Raw genomic sequence first — 16,150 nt, forward strand, 5'->3', positions numbered from 1 at the left:
GTTAGGCTTACCCGATGTAGATAAAAAACGTATTGGTATGACGGGCGAATCGGGCGAAAAAAGAGGACCAAACTTTTATTCTTTCTGCCCTTGACGACCGAATAAAGGTTTCTGTACCTGTGGTCATGGTTTCTGGTTATTTCTTTGGGGGTTGTGTATGCGAAAGTGGTATGCCTATTCATAAACGCCCTAATTTTCAAACAACTAATGTGGAAATTGCTGCTACTTTTGCTCCAAAACCTATGCTTTTAGTGTCGGATGGTGGCGATTGGACAGTTAATACCCCTGACATGGAGTATCCATTCATCAAAAATGTTTATTCATATTTTGGTGCAGCGGATAAGGTAGAGAATGTGCATCTCGCCAACGAAAAACACGATTATGGCCCATCAAAACGCCAAGCAGTTTATCCATTTTTAGCTAAATATTTAAAACTCGATATTCAAAAAGTAATGTTGAATGGTATAGTTGATGAAAGTGTCAATAAGGTTTTGACCCATACCGAATTACAAGTTTTTGATGCACAACACCCGCTTCCAACAAATGCCGTAATGGGTGATGCCGAAGTAATGGCACTTTTAGAGAGGAAATAAAAGTTACAGAAAATGAGGCACGCTTCAAATTGATGTGCCTCATTTGTTTCGATAGCATTATAAGAAGATATGCTCTATCTTTGCCATAGCATACTCAAAACCTATTAGATGAAAGAAAATAACCCTTTGAATACTTCTTGGCGAAAAACTGCCTCGACGATATATAAAAAACCAGTTGATTCAAAAATATTTGGTTCGGTTGAAATTGATATTACAGATTTAGAAAAATACATAGCTGAGAAGCGTAAATCTGGTGTGAAGATTACGCTCACACATTTCTTTATGGTGGCTACTGCTCGGGCCATTAAAGAAATTCCTGAACTAAACACTTATGTAAAAAGAGGGAATATTTACTCACATGAAGAAATCAATGCCACAGTAAGTGTACTTCTACAAAGCGGCGAAATGGGTTCGGTAAAAATACACGATGCCGATAAAATTACACTATCAAATTCGGTTGAAAAACTACGTAACGAGCTCAATAAAACCTATAAAGGAGATGAAAATGCCACCATGCAAATGAAAGAAAAACTGGCGGCTATTCCATGGCCTTTCCGTGGTTGGGTTTATCAGACAATCAGATATATCACTACCACACTGGGCATTTCTATTCCACCTCTTGATCTTTCGGCCAATAATTTTGGTTCGTTTATTTTATCAAATATCGGTAGTATTGGTTTAGATATTGGTTATCCAGCCTTGATGCCTTCGGCCAATATTGCTTTTGTTTTGATTTTAGGAGGTGTGAGTAAAAAACCTTGGGTTGTTAATGACGAAATCGTCCCTCGTAGTATTCTGATGCTTGGGGCAGCCCTCGACCACCGAGTAATTGATGCTTCACACGGTGGACGTTTGTTTAAACAGTTAAAAAGGTTTGTTAATAATCCAGAATTGCTAGAAACCATAGATTCTTAAAAGCACCTACATTTTTCATAGTGATGCGTTCATCACTATGAAAATCTCCTTCTTTTCTCCTCCGATTTCAAACGTTTGCATAACAATTTCAAACGTTTGCGTAAAATATATGAGAAATATCTTATTTTTTATTACTAAAATGCAGTAACAAGTTTCCTTAACTCTCATCTCTAAACTATCGACTCAGACAATATTTTCGTAACATTACGATAACGTTCTCCTAATCAAGATAGCGTAGTTTTGCAGGCGTTAAGCAAATTTACAAGGAAATATTAACCTCTAAAATAACTTTTTATCTGAAAACCTCTCTAACCAAATTGTATGATTACCTGACAAATAAGCATGTGATGTTCTGTCTTTCAAATACAATTTTTGTATTTGTTTTTAAAACCAACCTTCAATTTACACTCAATTAAAGCAAATTTATCTACAACATGAATCAAAAACTACCCTTATACAGGTTGTTTTGTTTACGCACAAAGCTGTCTGTTTTTTTACTATTGCTTACTTTTTTAGGGGTCAATGTAGGTTTTGCCAATGGCATTCCCAAAACCCTTGACATTACCGTAAAAGGCAAAGTAACTGATGCCGAAACAGGAAGTGGTCTTCCGGGCGTAAGTATCTCTGCCAAAGGTAGCACTAAGGGTGCTATTACAGATGTGAATGGCGATTATTCGATAGCTGTAACCGACAGCAAAACTGTGCTTGTGTTTAGCTACGTAGGTTATACTCCTCAAGAAATTACTGTTGGAGGCCAAACGCAAATCAATGTAAGTTTACAAGCTGATACCAAGACTCTTAGCGAAGTTGTAGTAGTAGGTTATGGTACAGTTAAGAAAACTGATGTAACCGGTGCCGTAAAATCAGTAAGAAGCGAGGATTTTAATAAAGGTATCATCAACTCACCTGAGCAGCTCCTACAAGGTAAAGTAGCAGGTGTAAACGTAACTTCAGCCAGTGGTGAGCCAGGTTCTGCTCAAAATATTTCAATCAGAGGTCCTGGTGGCGTACGTACAGGTAGTACACCTCTATTTGTAGTTGATGGATTAGCATTAGATAATTCAGGTACGGGTGGAGCGATGAACCCACTTACATTTTTGAACCCACAAGATATTGAAACAATTGATGTATTGAAAGATGCTTCAGCTACTGCCATCTATGGTGCTCGTGGAGCTAACGGCGTTGTTTTGATTACCACTAAAAAAGGTAAAGCAGGTACTTCATCAATGAACTATTCAGCTACTTTAGGTATTTCAGAAATTGCTCGTGCTTTACCTGTTTATACAGCAGACGAATACCGTAATGCTGTACCAAGCGTGGGTGGAGTTTTGGAAGACTTGAAAGGTAATACCGATTGGCAAAAAGAAATCACTCGCACCGCCTACACACAAAACCATAACCTTACTTTGGCTGGTGGTTCGAATAAACTTACTTATTATGCCTCATTTGGAGCTCAAAAGCAAGAAGGTATCTTGAAAAACAACGATTTAGACCGCTACACTGGTCGTATCAATGTAAATCAAAAATTCTGGGAAGACCGCCTAAGTGTTGACGTAAACCTTAATGCCACGTTTACTAAAAACATGCGTCCTCCAATCGGTAGTATGATTGGAAATGCTATTTCGGTAAATCCAACTTACCCAGCACTCGATGCCAACGGTAACCCTGCGGTTTATCCAAACTTAGTAAACCCACTTGTAAGTTTGAAACTGGAAAAAGACCTCACAAAAACAAATCGTTTGATTGGTAATATCTCGCCATCGCTCAAAATCACTAAAGACTTGACTTATCGCCTAAACTACGGTATCGACAATTCAAATTCTGTACGTGATTTAGTATCAATGCCAAACGCGGTTCCGCTTCAAGATGGTCGTTTAGAGACAATCTATATAACCAATAATAATAGTCTCATCGAAAATTATCTTACATATTCAAAACAATTCAATAATCATTCTTTCTCGGCATTGGCGGGTCATTCTTACCAAAGAATTTTCTTGCAAGGTCGTTCATCAAGTATCAATAAATTCCCAATTTCAGATATTGACCCTATTTATAACCCAGGGTTAGGACAAGAGCTTACGTTAGCAAATAACAAACCTTCAGGCTATGCCCTTAAAAACGAATTACAGTCGTTTTTCTCAAGATTAAACTATAGCTATAAAGACAAGTATTTGCTTACAGCTACTGTTCGTGCCGATGGTTCATCGAAATTTGGTAATAATAATAAATATGGTGTCTTCCCATCTTTTGCCGCAGGTTGGAGAATTTCAGAAGAAGCTTTCATGAAAGGCTTACCAGTTAGTAATTTGAAACTTCGTTTAGGCTGGGGACAAACAGGTAATCAAGAGATTCCATCGAAAATCACTCAGGCCTTGTTTACTTCTACAGTTTCAGCTTCTACAAGCTACCCGCTCGATAACACAGCTGTTTATCCAGCAGGAACAACTTATAGCCGTTTGGCTAATCCGAATATTCAGTGGGAAGTTTCTACTCAGACTAACGTTGGTCTCGATTTCGGTTTCTTAAATGGTGCTTTAACGGGTGCTGTTGACTATTTCAATAAAGTTTCAAGCGATATCCTTCTAGAAGTAATTCCTTCTGACCCAGTTCAACCAGCTGGTACTTTCTGGACGAATGTGAAGGACATGAATATTACCAACAAAGGTTTAGAAATCGAATTAGCTTATCGTCAGAAAACTGCGAGCGGAATCAGCTACGGAATCGGTGGAAATACTACTTTCATCAGAAATAAAGTAACCAATTCTCCATACTCAGTTATTCCATCTGGAAGTGCTTCTGGTTCTGGTCTTACATCAGCAACAATCAATGGTTATATCAACGGCGAACCAATTGGTACATTTTTCTTAAAAGATTTCACAGGATTTGATGATAAAGGTTTAAGTACCTACCGTGATGTTGATGGCGATGGCCTCGTAACTGACAAAGACCGTATTGCTGCAGGAAGTGCTTTACCAACTATGCAATACAACTTCTTTGGAAATATTGGCTACAAAGGTTTCGATTTAGTTGTAAACTTCAACGGTGTTCGTGGTAATAAAATCTATGATAACACCGCCAATGCCAATTTCTATAAACTTCGTTTGTCGAAAGGTATCAATACTACGCCAGAAGCTGTTCAATACACTAACGAATCGACTAATAATGCCGCTCCTGTATCAACACGTTTCTTGAAAGATGGTGCATTCTTACGCCTTAATAACTTGGCTTTAGGATATAGCTTTAATACAAAAGCTTTAGGAATTGACAAGTATATACCTACATTACGCCTTTCAGTTACAGGACAAAATCTTTTTGTGATAACCAAATACAATGGCTATGACCCAGAAGTAAATACAGACCGTACAATCAACGGTATTTCTTCTTATGGTATAGATTATTTGAGCTATCCGAAAGCAAAATCAATCATTTTTGGTCTAAATGTTTCATTCTAAAAAATTGCTCTTAGCATTTAGTTATTAGCTTTTAGTTTAAAACAAAATGAGTTTTAACAAAAACTAAAAGCCAAACATTAACAGCTAATAGCCTAAAAATACTCCAATGAGAAAGAAAATATATGCTTTATTAGCCCTGTGTAGCTTTGCTGTTCTAGAAGGCTGCACCGACCTCAAAGAAGAGGTTTTAGATGAAACCCTTTCTGCAGCTAAACTTACCGATAAGCAAGCAGCCGATGGTATCATTGCTCCAGTTTATGCACGTCTTCCAGATATTTTCTTGCATACCAACTATTTTGCTATCCAAGAAATCTCAACTGATGAAGCCATTTTACCTTATCGTGGTGGTACAGACTGGGGTGATAATGGTATTTACATTGCTATGCACCAACATACTTACCAAAGTACAGACCCAAATTTGCGTAATACTTGGAATTTCATTCTACAAGGTATGTCACGTGCTATTACAGCAATCAATACATTGCCTACTTTGAAAGATGCCAATGCTAAAGTTTATTTAGCCGAAGCTCGTGGAATGCGTGCGTATTATTCGATGCTTACACTCGATTTATTCGGATTAGTATTTGTGAAAGAAGATATTGGTGAAACCTCTAAAATCTTACGTGGAGAAGAGGCCTTCCAATATGTCAAAAATGAGTTTTTGGCAGTAGAACCAGACTTAGACGCAAACGTAGGTCCGGGACGTCTTTCCAAAGGTGCAGTTTGGGGCTTATTGGCTAGACTTTACCTAAACGCAGCGGTTTATCGTGATGTTTACGGAACAGCCAATTTTAAAGCTGATGAGATGGATAAAGTAATTGAGTATTGTGATAAAATCATCAACTCTGGCCAATATAAATTAGCTGCTGATTATTTCTCAATCTTCAATTCAGATAATCATACAAACCCCGAATTAATTTTTGCAGTTGACCAAAGAGCCGAATTGAACGGTCATAACCGTATGGCCTATTTCTCTCTTTCGGGAGACCAATTCCCATTACCTGCGTATCCAAATGCCAACGGAACTGATGGTCCAGCAATTACACCAGATTTCTATCGTACTTGGGTAGATCAATACTCACCAAAAGACCCTTCTGAAGTTGACCCTCGCTTCTACCGTCAGAATATTTCTATGTATTCAAATCCAGCAGATTCGTGCGTAACTGATGTAAATTTCAACATGAATCGTGGTATTTTAAGAGGCCAACAATATGGTTTAATTAGAAAAAATGGGGTGTTTTTAAAATGTCCAGATGGTAAATTTAAAGTTGGTAAACTTTTCAACGATACTCGTAACCGCCCTACCACACCTGTAAACTTTACCGAAAAAGTTGATTATTCAACTGCTGGAAGTGATTACAGCTCAGGATACCGTGTTTTGAAATATGAATTTAGTAGAAAATCAGTAAGTGGGCGTAATTTCGGAGATGCTGATATCGTAATCGTCCGTTTAGCTGATATTTACATGATGCGTGCAGAAGCAAAACTTCGTAAAAGCAACGACGCCGCAAGTGCCCTTGCCGATGTAAATATTGTTAGAGCAGCACGTACAAAGCCAGCCCCTGCACTCACTTCAATGTCTTTAGATATTTTATTTAAAGAGCGTGGTTTTGAATTTTACTGGGAAATGCTTCGCCGTACGGATATGATTCGCTTTGGTAAATACGAGGGAACTTGGACAGAAAAAACCAATGCAGATAAACTCAAACGTATCTTCCCGATTCCGCAAACAGCCATTGATGGGGCTTCTAACTTACCGGGTTATTTGAAACAAAATCAAGGATACTAAACCTTGTATCTCATTGATATTCAGTAGAGACGCTACGCAAAAGCGTCTCTACTTTTTTATAGAAACGATTTCAAACGTTTGCGTAAATTTTATTTAAAAAGTTATAAATTTTATTACTTTATTGCATGAGAATTGTTTGATAGTATAAGTACAGTTGCCTACTTACAAACAATTTCAACTCTTAGTGCATTCGATAATTCAAAATCATATCAGAAAATGAACTTTACAGAAAAAGAAATTTCACCTTTGGCAAGTATCGAGGAGTGGGAGGACGACTTACTCGTAAGATACCCTGAGCCTAAAAATGCAGAAACAAAGAAAACAAAAGAAGAATATCGTAATTACGTTGATTCTGAGCGTGTAAATACTGTTAGAGAGTTTTATCGCTTAAACCATACTTATCAAACCTACGATTTTGTAGTTGAGAAAGAAAAGGAATTTTTAAAGTTTGATAAAAGAGAAATGTCAATTTGGGAAGCAGTTGATTTCTTGAATACTTTAGTTGATGATTCTGACCCAGATACAAGCCTCGACCAATTTCAGCACTTACTTCAAACTTCTGAAGCAATCAGAGCTGATGGCCACCCAGATTGGTTTGTTTTGATGGGCTTTTTACATGATTTAGGTAAAGTACTTTGCTTATTCGGCGAGCCACAATGGGCTGTTGTGGGCGATACTTTCCCAGTAGGATGTAAACATTCAGATAAAATCGTTTACCCAGAGTTCTTTGATGCAAATCCAGACTCGAAAGATGAACGTTTTAATACGAAATATGGTATATACACACCAAATTGCGGTCTTGACAACGTAAAGATGTCTTGGGGGCATGATGAGTATTTATACCAAATCATGAAGAATTACTTACCAGAAGAAGCTCTTTATCCAATTCGTTATCACTCTTTCTACGCTCAACACCGTGAAGGAGCATACGACCACCTTTTATCGGCACATGACCAAAAGATGTTCCAATGGGTAGAGAAATTTAATCCTTACGACCTGTACTCAAAAGTACCAGTTCCACCAGATGCTGAAGCTCTTCGCCCATACTACGAAGACTTAGTTGCTAAGTATTTACCAAGCAAAATTAGATTCTAATCATAAATTAAGAACGGAAAAGGGAGGCCCATTAGCTTCCCTTTTTTATTATGATTCTGATTCGTGCATAACAAACGAAGCCCCTGAAAATCAGGGGCTTCGTTTGCTATTATCTCTTTATTAATATTCCCACAAATTATGCTCGAATTCCATCAATTCGTACTCTAATTGTTCTGATTTCAGCATACCTTCACGTGGAGATTTATAAATATCGTCTAAGAAATTATCCAATGCATTTGCTTTTTTAACAATTTTACCGTGAAATAAACGCAATTCAAAAGCATCAGCTAAATTTTTGTGTGCAGCTCCATTAGTAGCATTATACCAAATACACTTTGGATTACTACGGAAATAACGCTCAAGTTCTTTATACTTAAACACACAAACAGGACGGTCAAAACCTAAGGTTGTTTGGTCAGCTGGAATGATTAATTTCAATGTTTGAATATCGAAATACTGACGAGAACGTTGCTTATCAAAAATCCAATCTTCTTTTAATTCTAAGATAGATAATTGATTTGCAAAAATTTCTACACCAGCACCAGGATCTGCGGCAGCAGGTGCAGCCCCAGCAGTGGAAGGTTTAGCAGCACCACCGCTATCTCCTCCCCAACCATCATCACCGCCTGATGAGAACCCAGCAGCTTTTTCTTCTTCTGATAGACCACCACCTTCTGCTTTTATCAATAAACGCTCATTGAATTGCTCTAACGTCAGTCTTGTTGTTAATGAATCATTATCATAGGCTTCAATTAAACCAGCCTTTACTGCATCAATCAAATGTCTTGTAATTTCACTACCTTTCGAAAAAAGTGGTTGATTTTGCTTTTCTTTTAGGTCAATTCTACGCCATAGAGTTGTCTTAAACATGACATTTTCTTCATGTATAGGGCGTAGAGATAGAGGATTCAAATAATTATTTGACTTTTCTTGAGCTACTGCAAACTGGCTGATAATCAATGAGAGACCAAAAGCCATGCCTTGTAATTTCTTCATAATTCTGACAATGTTTTATTTTTAATTCAGTGGGATGTTGAAGATAACTTCACCCACATCAACTGACTCAATTTCACCTTTGAAATTCTTACGTTCTACACGCTTAACTACAATTACATAACGGTCGCCAGCTTGTGCTTGTTGTGCAAGGTTAGAAATATTTGCAGTTCCACTATATGTGCTATTTCCTACCCTTCTTGGACCACGAGCTAAGTTAACTTCAAACTCAGCAACTCTAAATTGTGCATCTTCTGGGTTGGTTGCTTTAAACGACTCATCTGCGATGGCATCAATAGTTAATGTTCTTAAACCTGATGCAGAAGCACCTTTTCTTTCATCGATTCCACGTACTTTTATGGTAGGTTTAGGAACACGACGAACAGGGAAAGGGAAAGTTTGTAAAGTAATTCCATTGTTTACTACGTCCATTGTTACTTTAGCTGAATTTGGAACAATAGTAATTTTTCCGTTTCCACCAGGAATAAACTCTGCACCACTACCACTAAATGTAGGACTGTAAAGAGCACCTAAGCCCGGAGAATAAGTAGCCAAACGGTTGGCACATTTAAAGTATAAAGCTGGCATTGTAGCCGTTTCGATTTGAACCGAAGGCTTCAAAACAGTATAAGTTTCTTCTTTTTCTACTGATTTCATTGAACCATCTGGAGCTGGATAAGAAACAGTTGCCTTATAAGAGCGTTTCAATTGACCATTCTTATCAAATTCACCACCTGAGGCAGTAATTTCATAAAGACCTTTACCATCTTTCACTGGCACAGCCGAACCATTGATGCTGATTCTTGGGGTAATTGATTTAGAATATGCTCCAATAGCTACTTCAGCTTTATATTTCTGACCAGCAACTACCGAACGAGAATCTGGAATAACAACGGCAAAAATTTCATCAAATTTGATTTCTTTGATACCTACTTGGCTTGCTAAATAGTCTAAAACATCGCCTTCTAAACGTCTTACTTCAGATTGTTTTTGGCTTAATGTTGCCAAAGCGGCGGGTACGGGTGTTTGAGCAAAGTATAGCTCAGCAAAATCTTTACTTTTAGTAATTGCATCGGTTTTTGCTAAAGCTGGGTCAAGCGAGGCATCAACAGCTATTTCTGGGAATTTAGTGTTTGGAGCAGCATATTTTTGTAAAGTAACGGCGAAATCATTTAATTTCTTTTTCAACTCATAACCTTTACCATTTTTCGCATCACCTACCATTAAGATAGCTACTTTTTCTTCTTCTGATGGATTCTTTACGCCACCAGTTTCAGCGTCAAGACCACCACCGGCATTAATGATTTCTTGTTTCAAACCACTAATATAGTTATCCATTTCAGAAGTAATTTTTCTTACTTCTAAAGCTTTTTGCAATACATCGGCGTACTGAACACCACCAGGCTTCTCTCTGATTTCTTTTTCAATTGCTTTTACTGATTTTTCGTTGTTGGTATTAGCTGCGTTGTTTGCTCTCTCCAAACTATTATTTAATAGTTGGAATTTTTGCAAGAGAGCATTACTTACTTGTAGTGCCAACATTGCCGTCAGAACGAGATACATCATGTTGATCATCTTCTGACGTGGTGATTCCTTTCCACCTGCCATATATTTGATATATTATACGGTTAGTAAATATTTTTTTTTGAGAATGAAGAATTAAAAATGTAGAATTCTGAAAATGGGTATTTTGAAAAAATAACTCATAATTCATAATTCATAACTTAATTAATTACCTTTCATGGCCGACAACATACTTCCGTAAACGTTGTTTAATGAAGTAAGGTTATTAGTCAATTTAGCCATTTCATTTTTGAACTGTTGAGCCTCTTTCGATGCTTCAGACATATCTTGCATGGCCGTAGAAAGGTTTCCGTAGAAAGCATTCATTGCTTTCAAGTGCTTATTAGTATCTTGTAATTCCAGTTCATAAACTGCATTCAAAGCACCCATATTTTGAGTGATTTTACTAAATTGTGAGCGATACTCTTGAGCATCTTTGGTTGCATCAGCCATGCTATTCATTGCTGTAACTGCTGTTCCATAAGCTGCATTCATAGCTGTTACTTGACCTGAAGCAGTCTTAATATTTTTAGCATAATCGCTTGTAGCAACTGTAGCATCAGTTAGGTCTGACATCTTAGCAACTTGGCTTGTTAAGCTTTGAATACCAGTTTTCAAACCATCAAAAACATCAGGAGTAATTTTAGCATTTGCCAACATATCATCCATTTTTGCAGTTAAACCCGCTCCTTGTGATGATGCTGCACTTCTTTTTGGAAGTTCGCCTTGAAAATCTTCAGCTAATTCTGGATAAACTTTTTCCCACTGATATTCTGTACTTGGGCGTAAAAACGACTGGAATGCATAAATTAAGAAGATAGCGGCCTCAGTACCCAAACCAATTGGAAGCATAAAATTGGCCCAGTCATAGTGCATAATTTTACCTAATGCACCTAAGATTACTACTGATGCTCCTGCTCCATAAAAAAACGGAATAACTTTGTCCCAAAATAAACTTGTACCGTTGTTATTTGCTGCCATGTGTTTAAAAAGTTAAGAATTAAGCTTTAATTTAAAGGGGAATTTATTTTTACGTTTGAATATTATTTCAATTAACAAAGAAATGCGAAGGTACAAGTGATGTATTCTTTATTAGAACGAATACCTCAAGTTGTCCCTTCGCAATTCTCTTTATTATTATTCTCTGCCTGGAACACTGCCCAGACGGTCCATTACACAACGAAAACCTATATAAGAGCGGCGTTCATTTCGAAATTCATAAGTTCGAGTACCAGTCTCAAGGAAATAAGCTACGTCTTTCCAAGAACCACCTTTGATAATTTTTCGAGGTTCATTCTCGTCATTATAAACTGGGTTTAAATCCCAAGTTACAGGCATATATGACTCCGCATAAGCATCCTGACACCATTCTGCTACGTTTCCTGCCATGTTAAATAGACCATAGTCATTAGGATTGAAAGCATTTGATGGAGCTGTATATGGATACCCATCTGCTCGGTAATTACCTCTATATGGTTTAAAGTTTGCTAGGAAACATCCTTTTCCATTGGCAACGTAAGGATTACCCCAAGGATACTTCGCACCTTCTTTTCCACCTCGTGCCGCCCACTCCCACTCTGCTTCTGAAGGCAATCTAAATCTAGGAGATTTGAATAGGTTTTTCTGTGCACGATTATCATTAAGGAGCTTTGTACGCCACTTACAGAAGTAAACTGCTGCATCCCAACTAACCCCTACAACTGGATAAGTATCAAATGCCGGTGATGAGTAGTAATACTCTGTCATTTGGTCGCCATTATGATAAGTAAAATCTTTACTCCACACCGCAGTATCAGGATAAAGTGTTGACATGATAAACTCTTCGCCTAAAACTGAAACTGAGTCAGTCATCATTGAATTAACGAATTGACGGTATTCATGATTGGTGATTTCAGTATCATCCATGTAAAATGGAACAATCGTAACACGTTTATTCATTGAAATTCTTGATGACATCACATCTTCATCAGCTTGCCCCATCATTAATGAACCCGAAGGAATCAAAACCATTCCATTGGGAGCTGTTTGTTTATAGCCTTTACGAGAAGTTGCCATAATTTCTCCATCACGGATACCATCCATTCCATTATCTTTTCCCCCAGTTTTGCCATTTTTAGCATTTTTACCGAAGAGACTTGAGAGACTTGGCTTTTTTCCTGACGAACCACATCCTTGCATAATAATGATTGGAGCAATCACTAATAGACTTTTCAAAAAGGTCTTTAACATTTTCTTGTTCATAGCTGAAAACAAGTTATTTATCTATTTTTTGGTACTGATAATTTCGACAATATAGAAACGTGACTATTCAAATCAATATTGCATTAGCCTACAAAGTTATGAAAAAAAATAAGTTTTTCCGACAACTATCAACTCATTAAGCAATTATTAAGCCAAAAAAGATATTTAAAATTTTCTCAATACCTATTCTTAGGTATTTCCTTTACTTTTACAAAAGTGCTTGAAACTTTTATGCTATTAATAATGAATAAAGCTGATAGCAATTTTACTCTTTATGAGTGTAAATCATAGTAAAACAACTTTACACAAAGTATTCTAAACTAATACCATTAATAGCGATATCTAGGCGTACGAACAATTGATTTCTTACCTGCCCTTAATGCAGCTAAAGAATAGCTTAAAAGTAACTCATGAGAGGTAGCACTCTTAGCATTTTTTCCACCAACAATTACATCAATAGCATAACCTACTCGTAAACTCCCATCCATGAGATTTGCCCCTATCAATGCCGACCCAGCATCGCCAGTTCGATAACTCGCTCCTAACCAATAACGGCCATCATATGTAGCAATTGCACCCGCCTCTGCCGAAAAGCTATTCAAATCAGACTTAATGATAAACATTGGGCTTACATCAACTGTATAAGATACTCCTATTAATACACTTCCTGTTAGATACGCACTACGTTTCAAAGTATTATTGGCAGCAGTGCCCAATCCAAACTTAGGTTCGTTGATATGATTCATTGAAAGCCCGAGTGTGTAAGATGGATTGTTTAGATAAAGACCCGCTCCTAAATCAACTGCTGATTGGCTTACTCTACCAGTGGCTAAAAGTGGGTCACCTTCATCGCGAGCACGCAAACGGCTATAATCAATTCCTCTATTAAAGAAACCACCACTTACACCAATACCTAGCTGGCTTCCCCCGATTGGCATTTGATAGGCATAAGATAGCTTAAAATCACGTTGGGTACTTGCTCCAATTTTGTCATTAACAAAAGTAAGTCCTACCCCACTTTTAATCATCTTTAAAGGTACATTTGCCGATATTACTTGAGAGACAGGGGCTCCACCATCATCGAAGGTACTTTGATAACCCAAATACTGAGTACGATAAATTGCCTGAAAACGAGTAACATTTTCAGAGCCAGCAGTTGCAGGATTTAAAAACAACTGATTATATATATAATGCGTAAACTGAGCGTCTTGTTGAGCATTGGCTCCAAACGACACTACTAACAAAATAATATAATAAATTTTTCTCATATATGGGCTAAATAGTCGTTTACAGAAAACAATAATCAATAGACGAACTACGAAGTAGTTTATTCGGTAAAGCCTTTAGGATTGACTGATGTTTTCTATTCTATTGGCAATTTAATTAATAATTTGAATTCATAATACCATAACGAAAAAAAATAGGCTAAACTTGTGGTTTAGCCTATTAACTTATTTTTATTAAATGTTGTTTGCTTTTTTTATGTAAAGTTCTAGAGCTCCTGTCATTGAAGGAGCATTTGGCAATGGAGCTTCAATATCAAGAATAAAACCAGCTTCACGAATAGCCTTGGCTGTTGTTGGACCAAAAGCTGCTAAACGCGTATTGTTTTGCTTCCAGTCTGGGAAGTTATGATTCAACGATGTAATTCCCGAAGGGCTATAGAAACAAATGATATCGTAGAATACCTCTGTTAAATCTGATAAATCTGAAGGCACTGTTTCGTACATAACTGCTTCAGTTAAGTGCAAATCATTACGATTCATCAAATTTGGGATATCATTGCTACGAATATTTGAGCAAGGGAATAAAAACTTTTCGCTTTTATGCTTCAAAATTAGAGCCTCTAAATCAGCGGCTGTTTTCTGACCTACAAATATTTTACGTTTTCTAATAACAATGTATTTTTGTAGATAATTGGCCGTTTGTTCAGAAATACAAAAATACTTCATATCAATTGGTATCTCGATACGCAATTCTTTGGCAATACGGAAGAAATTATCGACAGCATTTCTACTAGTAAAAATTACAGCAGTGTGTGCTAAAATATCAATCTTTTGTCGACGAAAATCACGGTGGTCTAGGCCTCTTATTTCTATGAAAGAGCGAAAATCCACTTTTAAATTAAACTTTTTGGCTAACTCAAAATACGGAGACTTGTCATCTGTTGGTCTCGGTTGGGTAACCAATATACTCTCCACTTTACGGAGACGGTCTTGAGCTATTTTCTCTGTTACTGCACTCATCCAAATTGCGGGTTTTCAAGTACAAAATTTTATTTGGTTTTTATCTTTAATGATGCTTCAAAAAAGAGAGCATCACGTGGCAAACCTAATGCCAAGAATAACGGGCAATATTTCTACGATACAAAGGTAAGAAATTAAATATAGACTTTGTATAGGAATACTACGAATTATGGTAAAATATAGAATAAAAAATCTGATTACATAAAATGCTACTACTGGTGGGAAAAGATATACTTGCCAGTCGAAATTGTGTGGGAGATAGTTCATAAAGAGCACTAATAGAACTATAACCAACGATGAATAGAATAAACTTGATGCTTGGATAATCTTGAAATAATGCAAATCAACAACTTTTTCAAGATTAAAAAGTTGCCCGATTAAGCCAATGAAAAAGTATTTAACAACTAAACCTACAAATACAATCAAGCAAATACGTAAATAATTTGAAAGTAAAATTCCGAGGGTATCACCTTCTTGCAAAATAGCTCTCGCACCAAATACCTGTACCCCTTTACTTTGTAAGAGCATATAGAATAAACCTATAATCAAACTCAGAAGTATGATAAATAATACATTCGTTCGGTTAAGTGGTTTATTTATTAAAAAGGATTGCTCACGAACTAATGTATTGAAAAGGTCTTTGGGGTTAAAATACCTTTGAAAAGCTCTGATATAGGAATTTGATAAATAGGAAAATACAATTAAAATAAAAACTGATGTAAGAATGATATAATTACGGTAGGGAGCTGGCGTACGAGGCTTGGCTGTAATACCCGATTCGGCTAAAACAATAGGCTTTTGATTAAGCGAACGTTTATATCCTAATAAAAGCTTTTTATCTTCTATATTATTCGAGCCATAGAGGGTTACGTAAATGGTAGGTTGCTCATATACTCTATAAAGACTATCTACGCTCAAAACAATCCATTTACCAACTGGAATTTTCTGACGCAACGAACCATTGATAAACAAGAAATTATCATCCTTTTGAGAATATACTAAAAGATTATAGCCTCTATTATTTTGAATATCGCAAAATACAGTATGTGAAGGATATCCGATGTGTTGCTCAGAAATATAAGGGATGTATGCCTTCATGCGGTCGTTATACACTTGCCAATCATCATGAAAATCATGCACCAAAAAGTATTGGTCATTAGGCCCAACCGTTGTAGCAAAGGTATTAGATGCAACAAATAGCAAAAGTATGTAAAGTAGCTTTTTCAAAGGCCTGTTTTTAAAATTTTTCGCAAAATTAAACAA

The 16,150-nt window shown here is 36.8% G+C and carries 11 protein-coding genes and 1 pseudogene; 5 read left to right on the top strand and 7 right to left on the bottom strand.

Translation table 11 applies throughout. The annotated features are described in order from the left end of the window. From A6M55_RS09170 to A6M55_RS09190, 5 genes and pseudogenes are all read left to right on the top strand, one after another. A pseudogene (locus A6M55_RS09170) lies at positions 1-593 on the top strand (acetylxylan esterase); the annotation flags it as partial. 108 nt (positions 594-701) lie between these two features. Then, a complete protein-coding gene (locus A6M55_RS09175; RefSeq protein ID WP_064197356.1) occupies positions 702-1,508 on the top strand; it encodes a 2-oxo acid dehydrogenase subunit E2 in 807 nt (268 codons plus the stop codon). 434 nt (positions 1,509-1,942) lie between these two features. Further along, the gene (locus tag A6M55_RS09180) at positions 1,943-4,960 is read left to right on the top strand and encodes a TonB-dependent receptor (RefSeq protein WP_015028143.1); all 3,018 of its coding nucleotides are present in this window, start codon (positions 1,943-1,945) and stop codon (positions 4,958-4,960) included. Between the two features lie 106 nt (positions 4,961-5,066). Continuing rightward, positions 5,067-6,749 carry a RagB/SusD family nutrient uptake outer membrane protein gene (locus tag A6M55_RS09185; protein ID WP_064197357.1) on the top strand — a complete coding sequence of 561 codons (1,683 nt, stop codon included), beginning with the start codon at positions 5,067-5,069 and terminating at the stop codon, positions 6,747-6,749. Positions 6,750-6,965: 216 nt separating this feature from the next. Then, the gene (locus A6M55_RS09190; RefSeq protein ID WP_041693911.1) at positions 6,966-7,844 is read left to right on the top strand and encodes an inositol oxygenase family protein; all 879 of its coding nucleotides are present in this window, start codon (positions 6,966-6,968) and stop codon (positions 7,842-7,844) included. A gap of 120 nt (positions 7,845-7,964) precedes the next feature. Here A6M55_RS09190 and gldN read toward each other — a convergent pair whose 3' ends face one another. The 7 genes from gldN to A6M55_RS09225 all read right to left on the bottom strand — a co-directional run bounded on the left by gldN (position 7,965) and on the right by A6M55_RS09225 (position 16,114). Further along, positions 7,965-8,840 (bottom strand): gliding motility protein GldN, encoded by an 876-nt coding sequence (gene gldN / locus A6M55_RS09195; protein WP_015028146.1) that lies wholly within the window; start codon positions 8,838-8,840, stop codon positions 7,965-7,967. Between the two features lie 21 nt (positions 8,841-8,861). After that, positions 8,862-10,445: a gliding motility protein GldM gene (gene gldM / locus A6M55_RS09200; RefSeq protein ID WP_015028147.1), complete on the bottom strand. Its 1,584-nt coding sequence runs from the start codon at positions 10,443-10,445 to the stop codon at positions 8,862-8,864. A gap of 120 nt (positions 10,446-10,565) precedes the next feature. Then, positions 10,566-11,381, bottom strand: coding sequence for a gliding motility protein GldL (gldL, locus tag A6M55_RS09205; RefSeq protein WP_015028148.1), 816 nt, complete (start codon positions 11,379-11,381; stop codon positions 10,566-10,568). Between the two features lie 156 nt (positions 11,382-11,537). After that, complete coding sequence (locus tag A6M55_RS09210; RefSeq protein WP_229235500.1) at positions 11,538-12,629, bottom strand: SUMF1/EgtB/PvdO family nonheme iron enzyme; 1,092 nt, start codon at positions 12,627-12,629, stop codon at positions 11,538-11,540. A gap of 341 nt (positions 12,630-12,970) precedes the next feature. Then, the gene (locus A6M55_RS09215) at positions 12,971-13,909 is read right to left on the bottom strand and encodes a type IX secretion system membrane protein PorP/SprF (protein ID WP_015028150.1); all 939 of its coding nucleotides are present in this window, start codon (positions 13,907-13,909) and stop codon (positions 12,971-12,973) included. A 192-nt stretch (positions 13,910-14,101) separates the two neighbouring features. Next, on the bottom strand, positions 14,102-14,887 hold the full coding sequence (locus A6M55_RS09220; protein ID WP_015028151.1) for a uroporphyrinogen-III synthase: 786 nt from the start codon (positions 14,885-14,887) through the stop codon (positions 14,102-14,104). Between the two features lie 72 nt (positions 14,888-14,959). Continuing rightward, the gene (locus A6M55_RS09225; protein WP_015028152.1) at positions 14,960-16,114 is read right to left on the bottom strand and encodes a DUF4271 domain-containing protein; all 1,155 of its coding nucleotides are present in this window, start codon (positions 16,112-16,114) and stop codon (positions 14,960-14,962) included. Between the last annotated feature and the right edge of the window lie 36 nt (positions 16,115-16,150).

The organism is Emticicia sp. MM, assembly GCF_001649495.1.

Bases quoted from the DNA above. Each gene is read 5' to 3' on its own strand.
- A6M55_RS09180 (WP_015028143.1), top strand. From the start codon at position 1,943: ATGAATCAAAAACTACCCTTATACAGGTTGTTTTGTTTACGCACAAAG.
- gldM (WP_015028147.1), bottom strand. From the start codon at position 10,445: ATGGCAGGTGGAAAGGAATCACCACGTCAGAAGATGATCAACATGATG.
- A6M55_RS09190 (WP_041693911.1), top strand. From the start codon at position 6,966: ATGAACTTTACAGAAAAAGAAATTTCACCTTTGGCAAGTATCGAGGAG.
- A6M55_RS09210 (WP_229235500.1), bottom strand. From the start codon at position 12,629: ATGTTAAAGACCTTTTTGAAAAGTCTATTAGTGATTGCTCCAATCATT.
- gldN (WP_015028146.1), bottom strand. From the start codon at position 8,840: ATGAAGAAATTACAAGGCATGGCTTTTGGTCTCTCATTGATTATCAGC.
- A6M55_RS09220 (WP_015028151.1), bottom strand. From the start codon at position 14,887: ATGAGTGCAGTAACAGAGAAAATAGCTCAAGACCGTCTCCGTAAAGTG.
- gldL (WP_015028148.1), bottom strand. From the start codon at position 11,381: ATGGCAGCAAATAACAACGGTACAAGTTTATTTTGGGACAAAGTTATT.
- A6M55_RS09185 (WP_064197357.1), top strand. From the start codon at position 5,067: ATGAGAAAGAAAATATATGCTTTATTAGCCCTGTGTAGCTTTGCTGTT.
- A6M55_RS09215 (WP_015028150.1), bottom strand. From the start codon at position 13,909: ATGAGAAAAATTTATTATATTATTTTGTTAGTAGTGTCGTTTGGAGCC.
- A6M55_RS09175 (WP_064197356.1), top strand. From the start codon at position 702: ATGAAAGAAAATAACCCTTTGAATACTTCTTGGCGAAAAACTGCCTCG.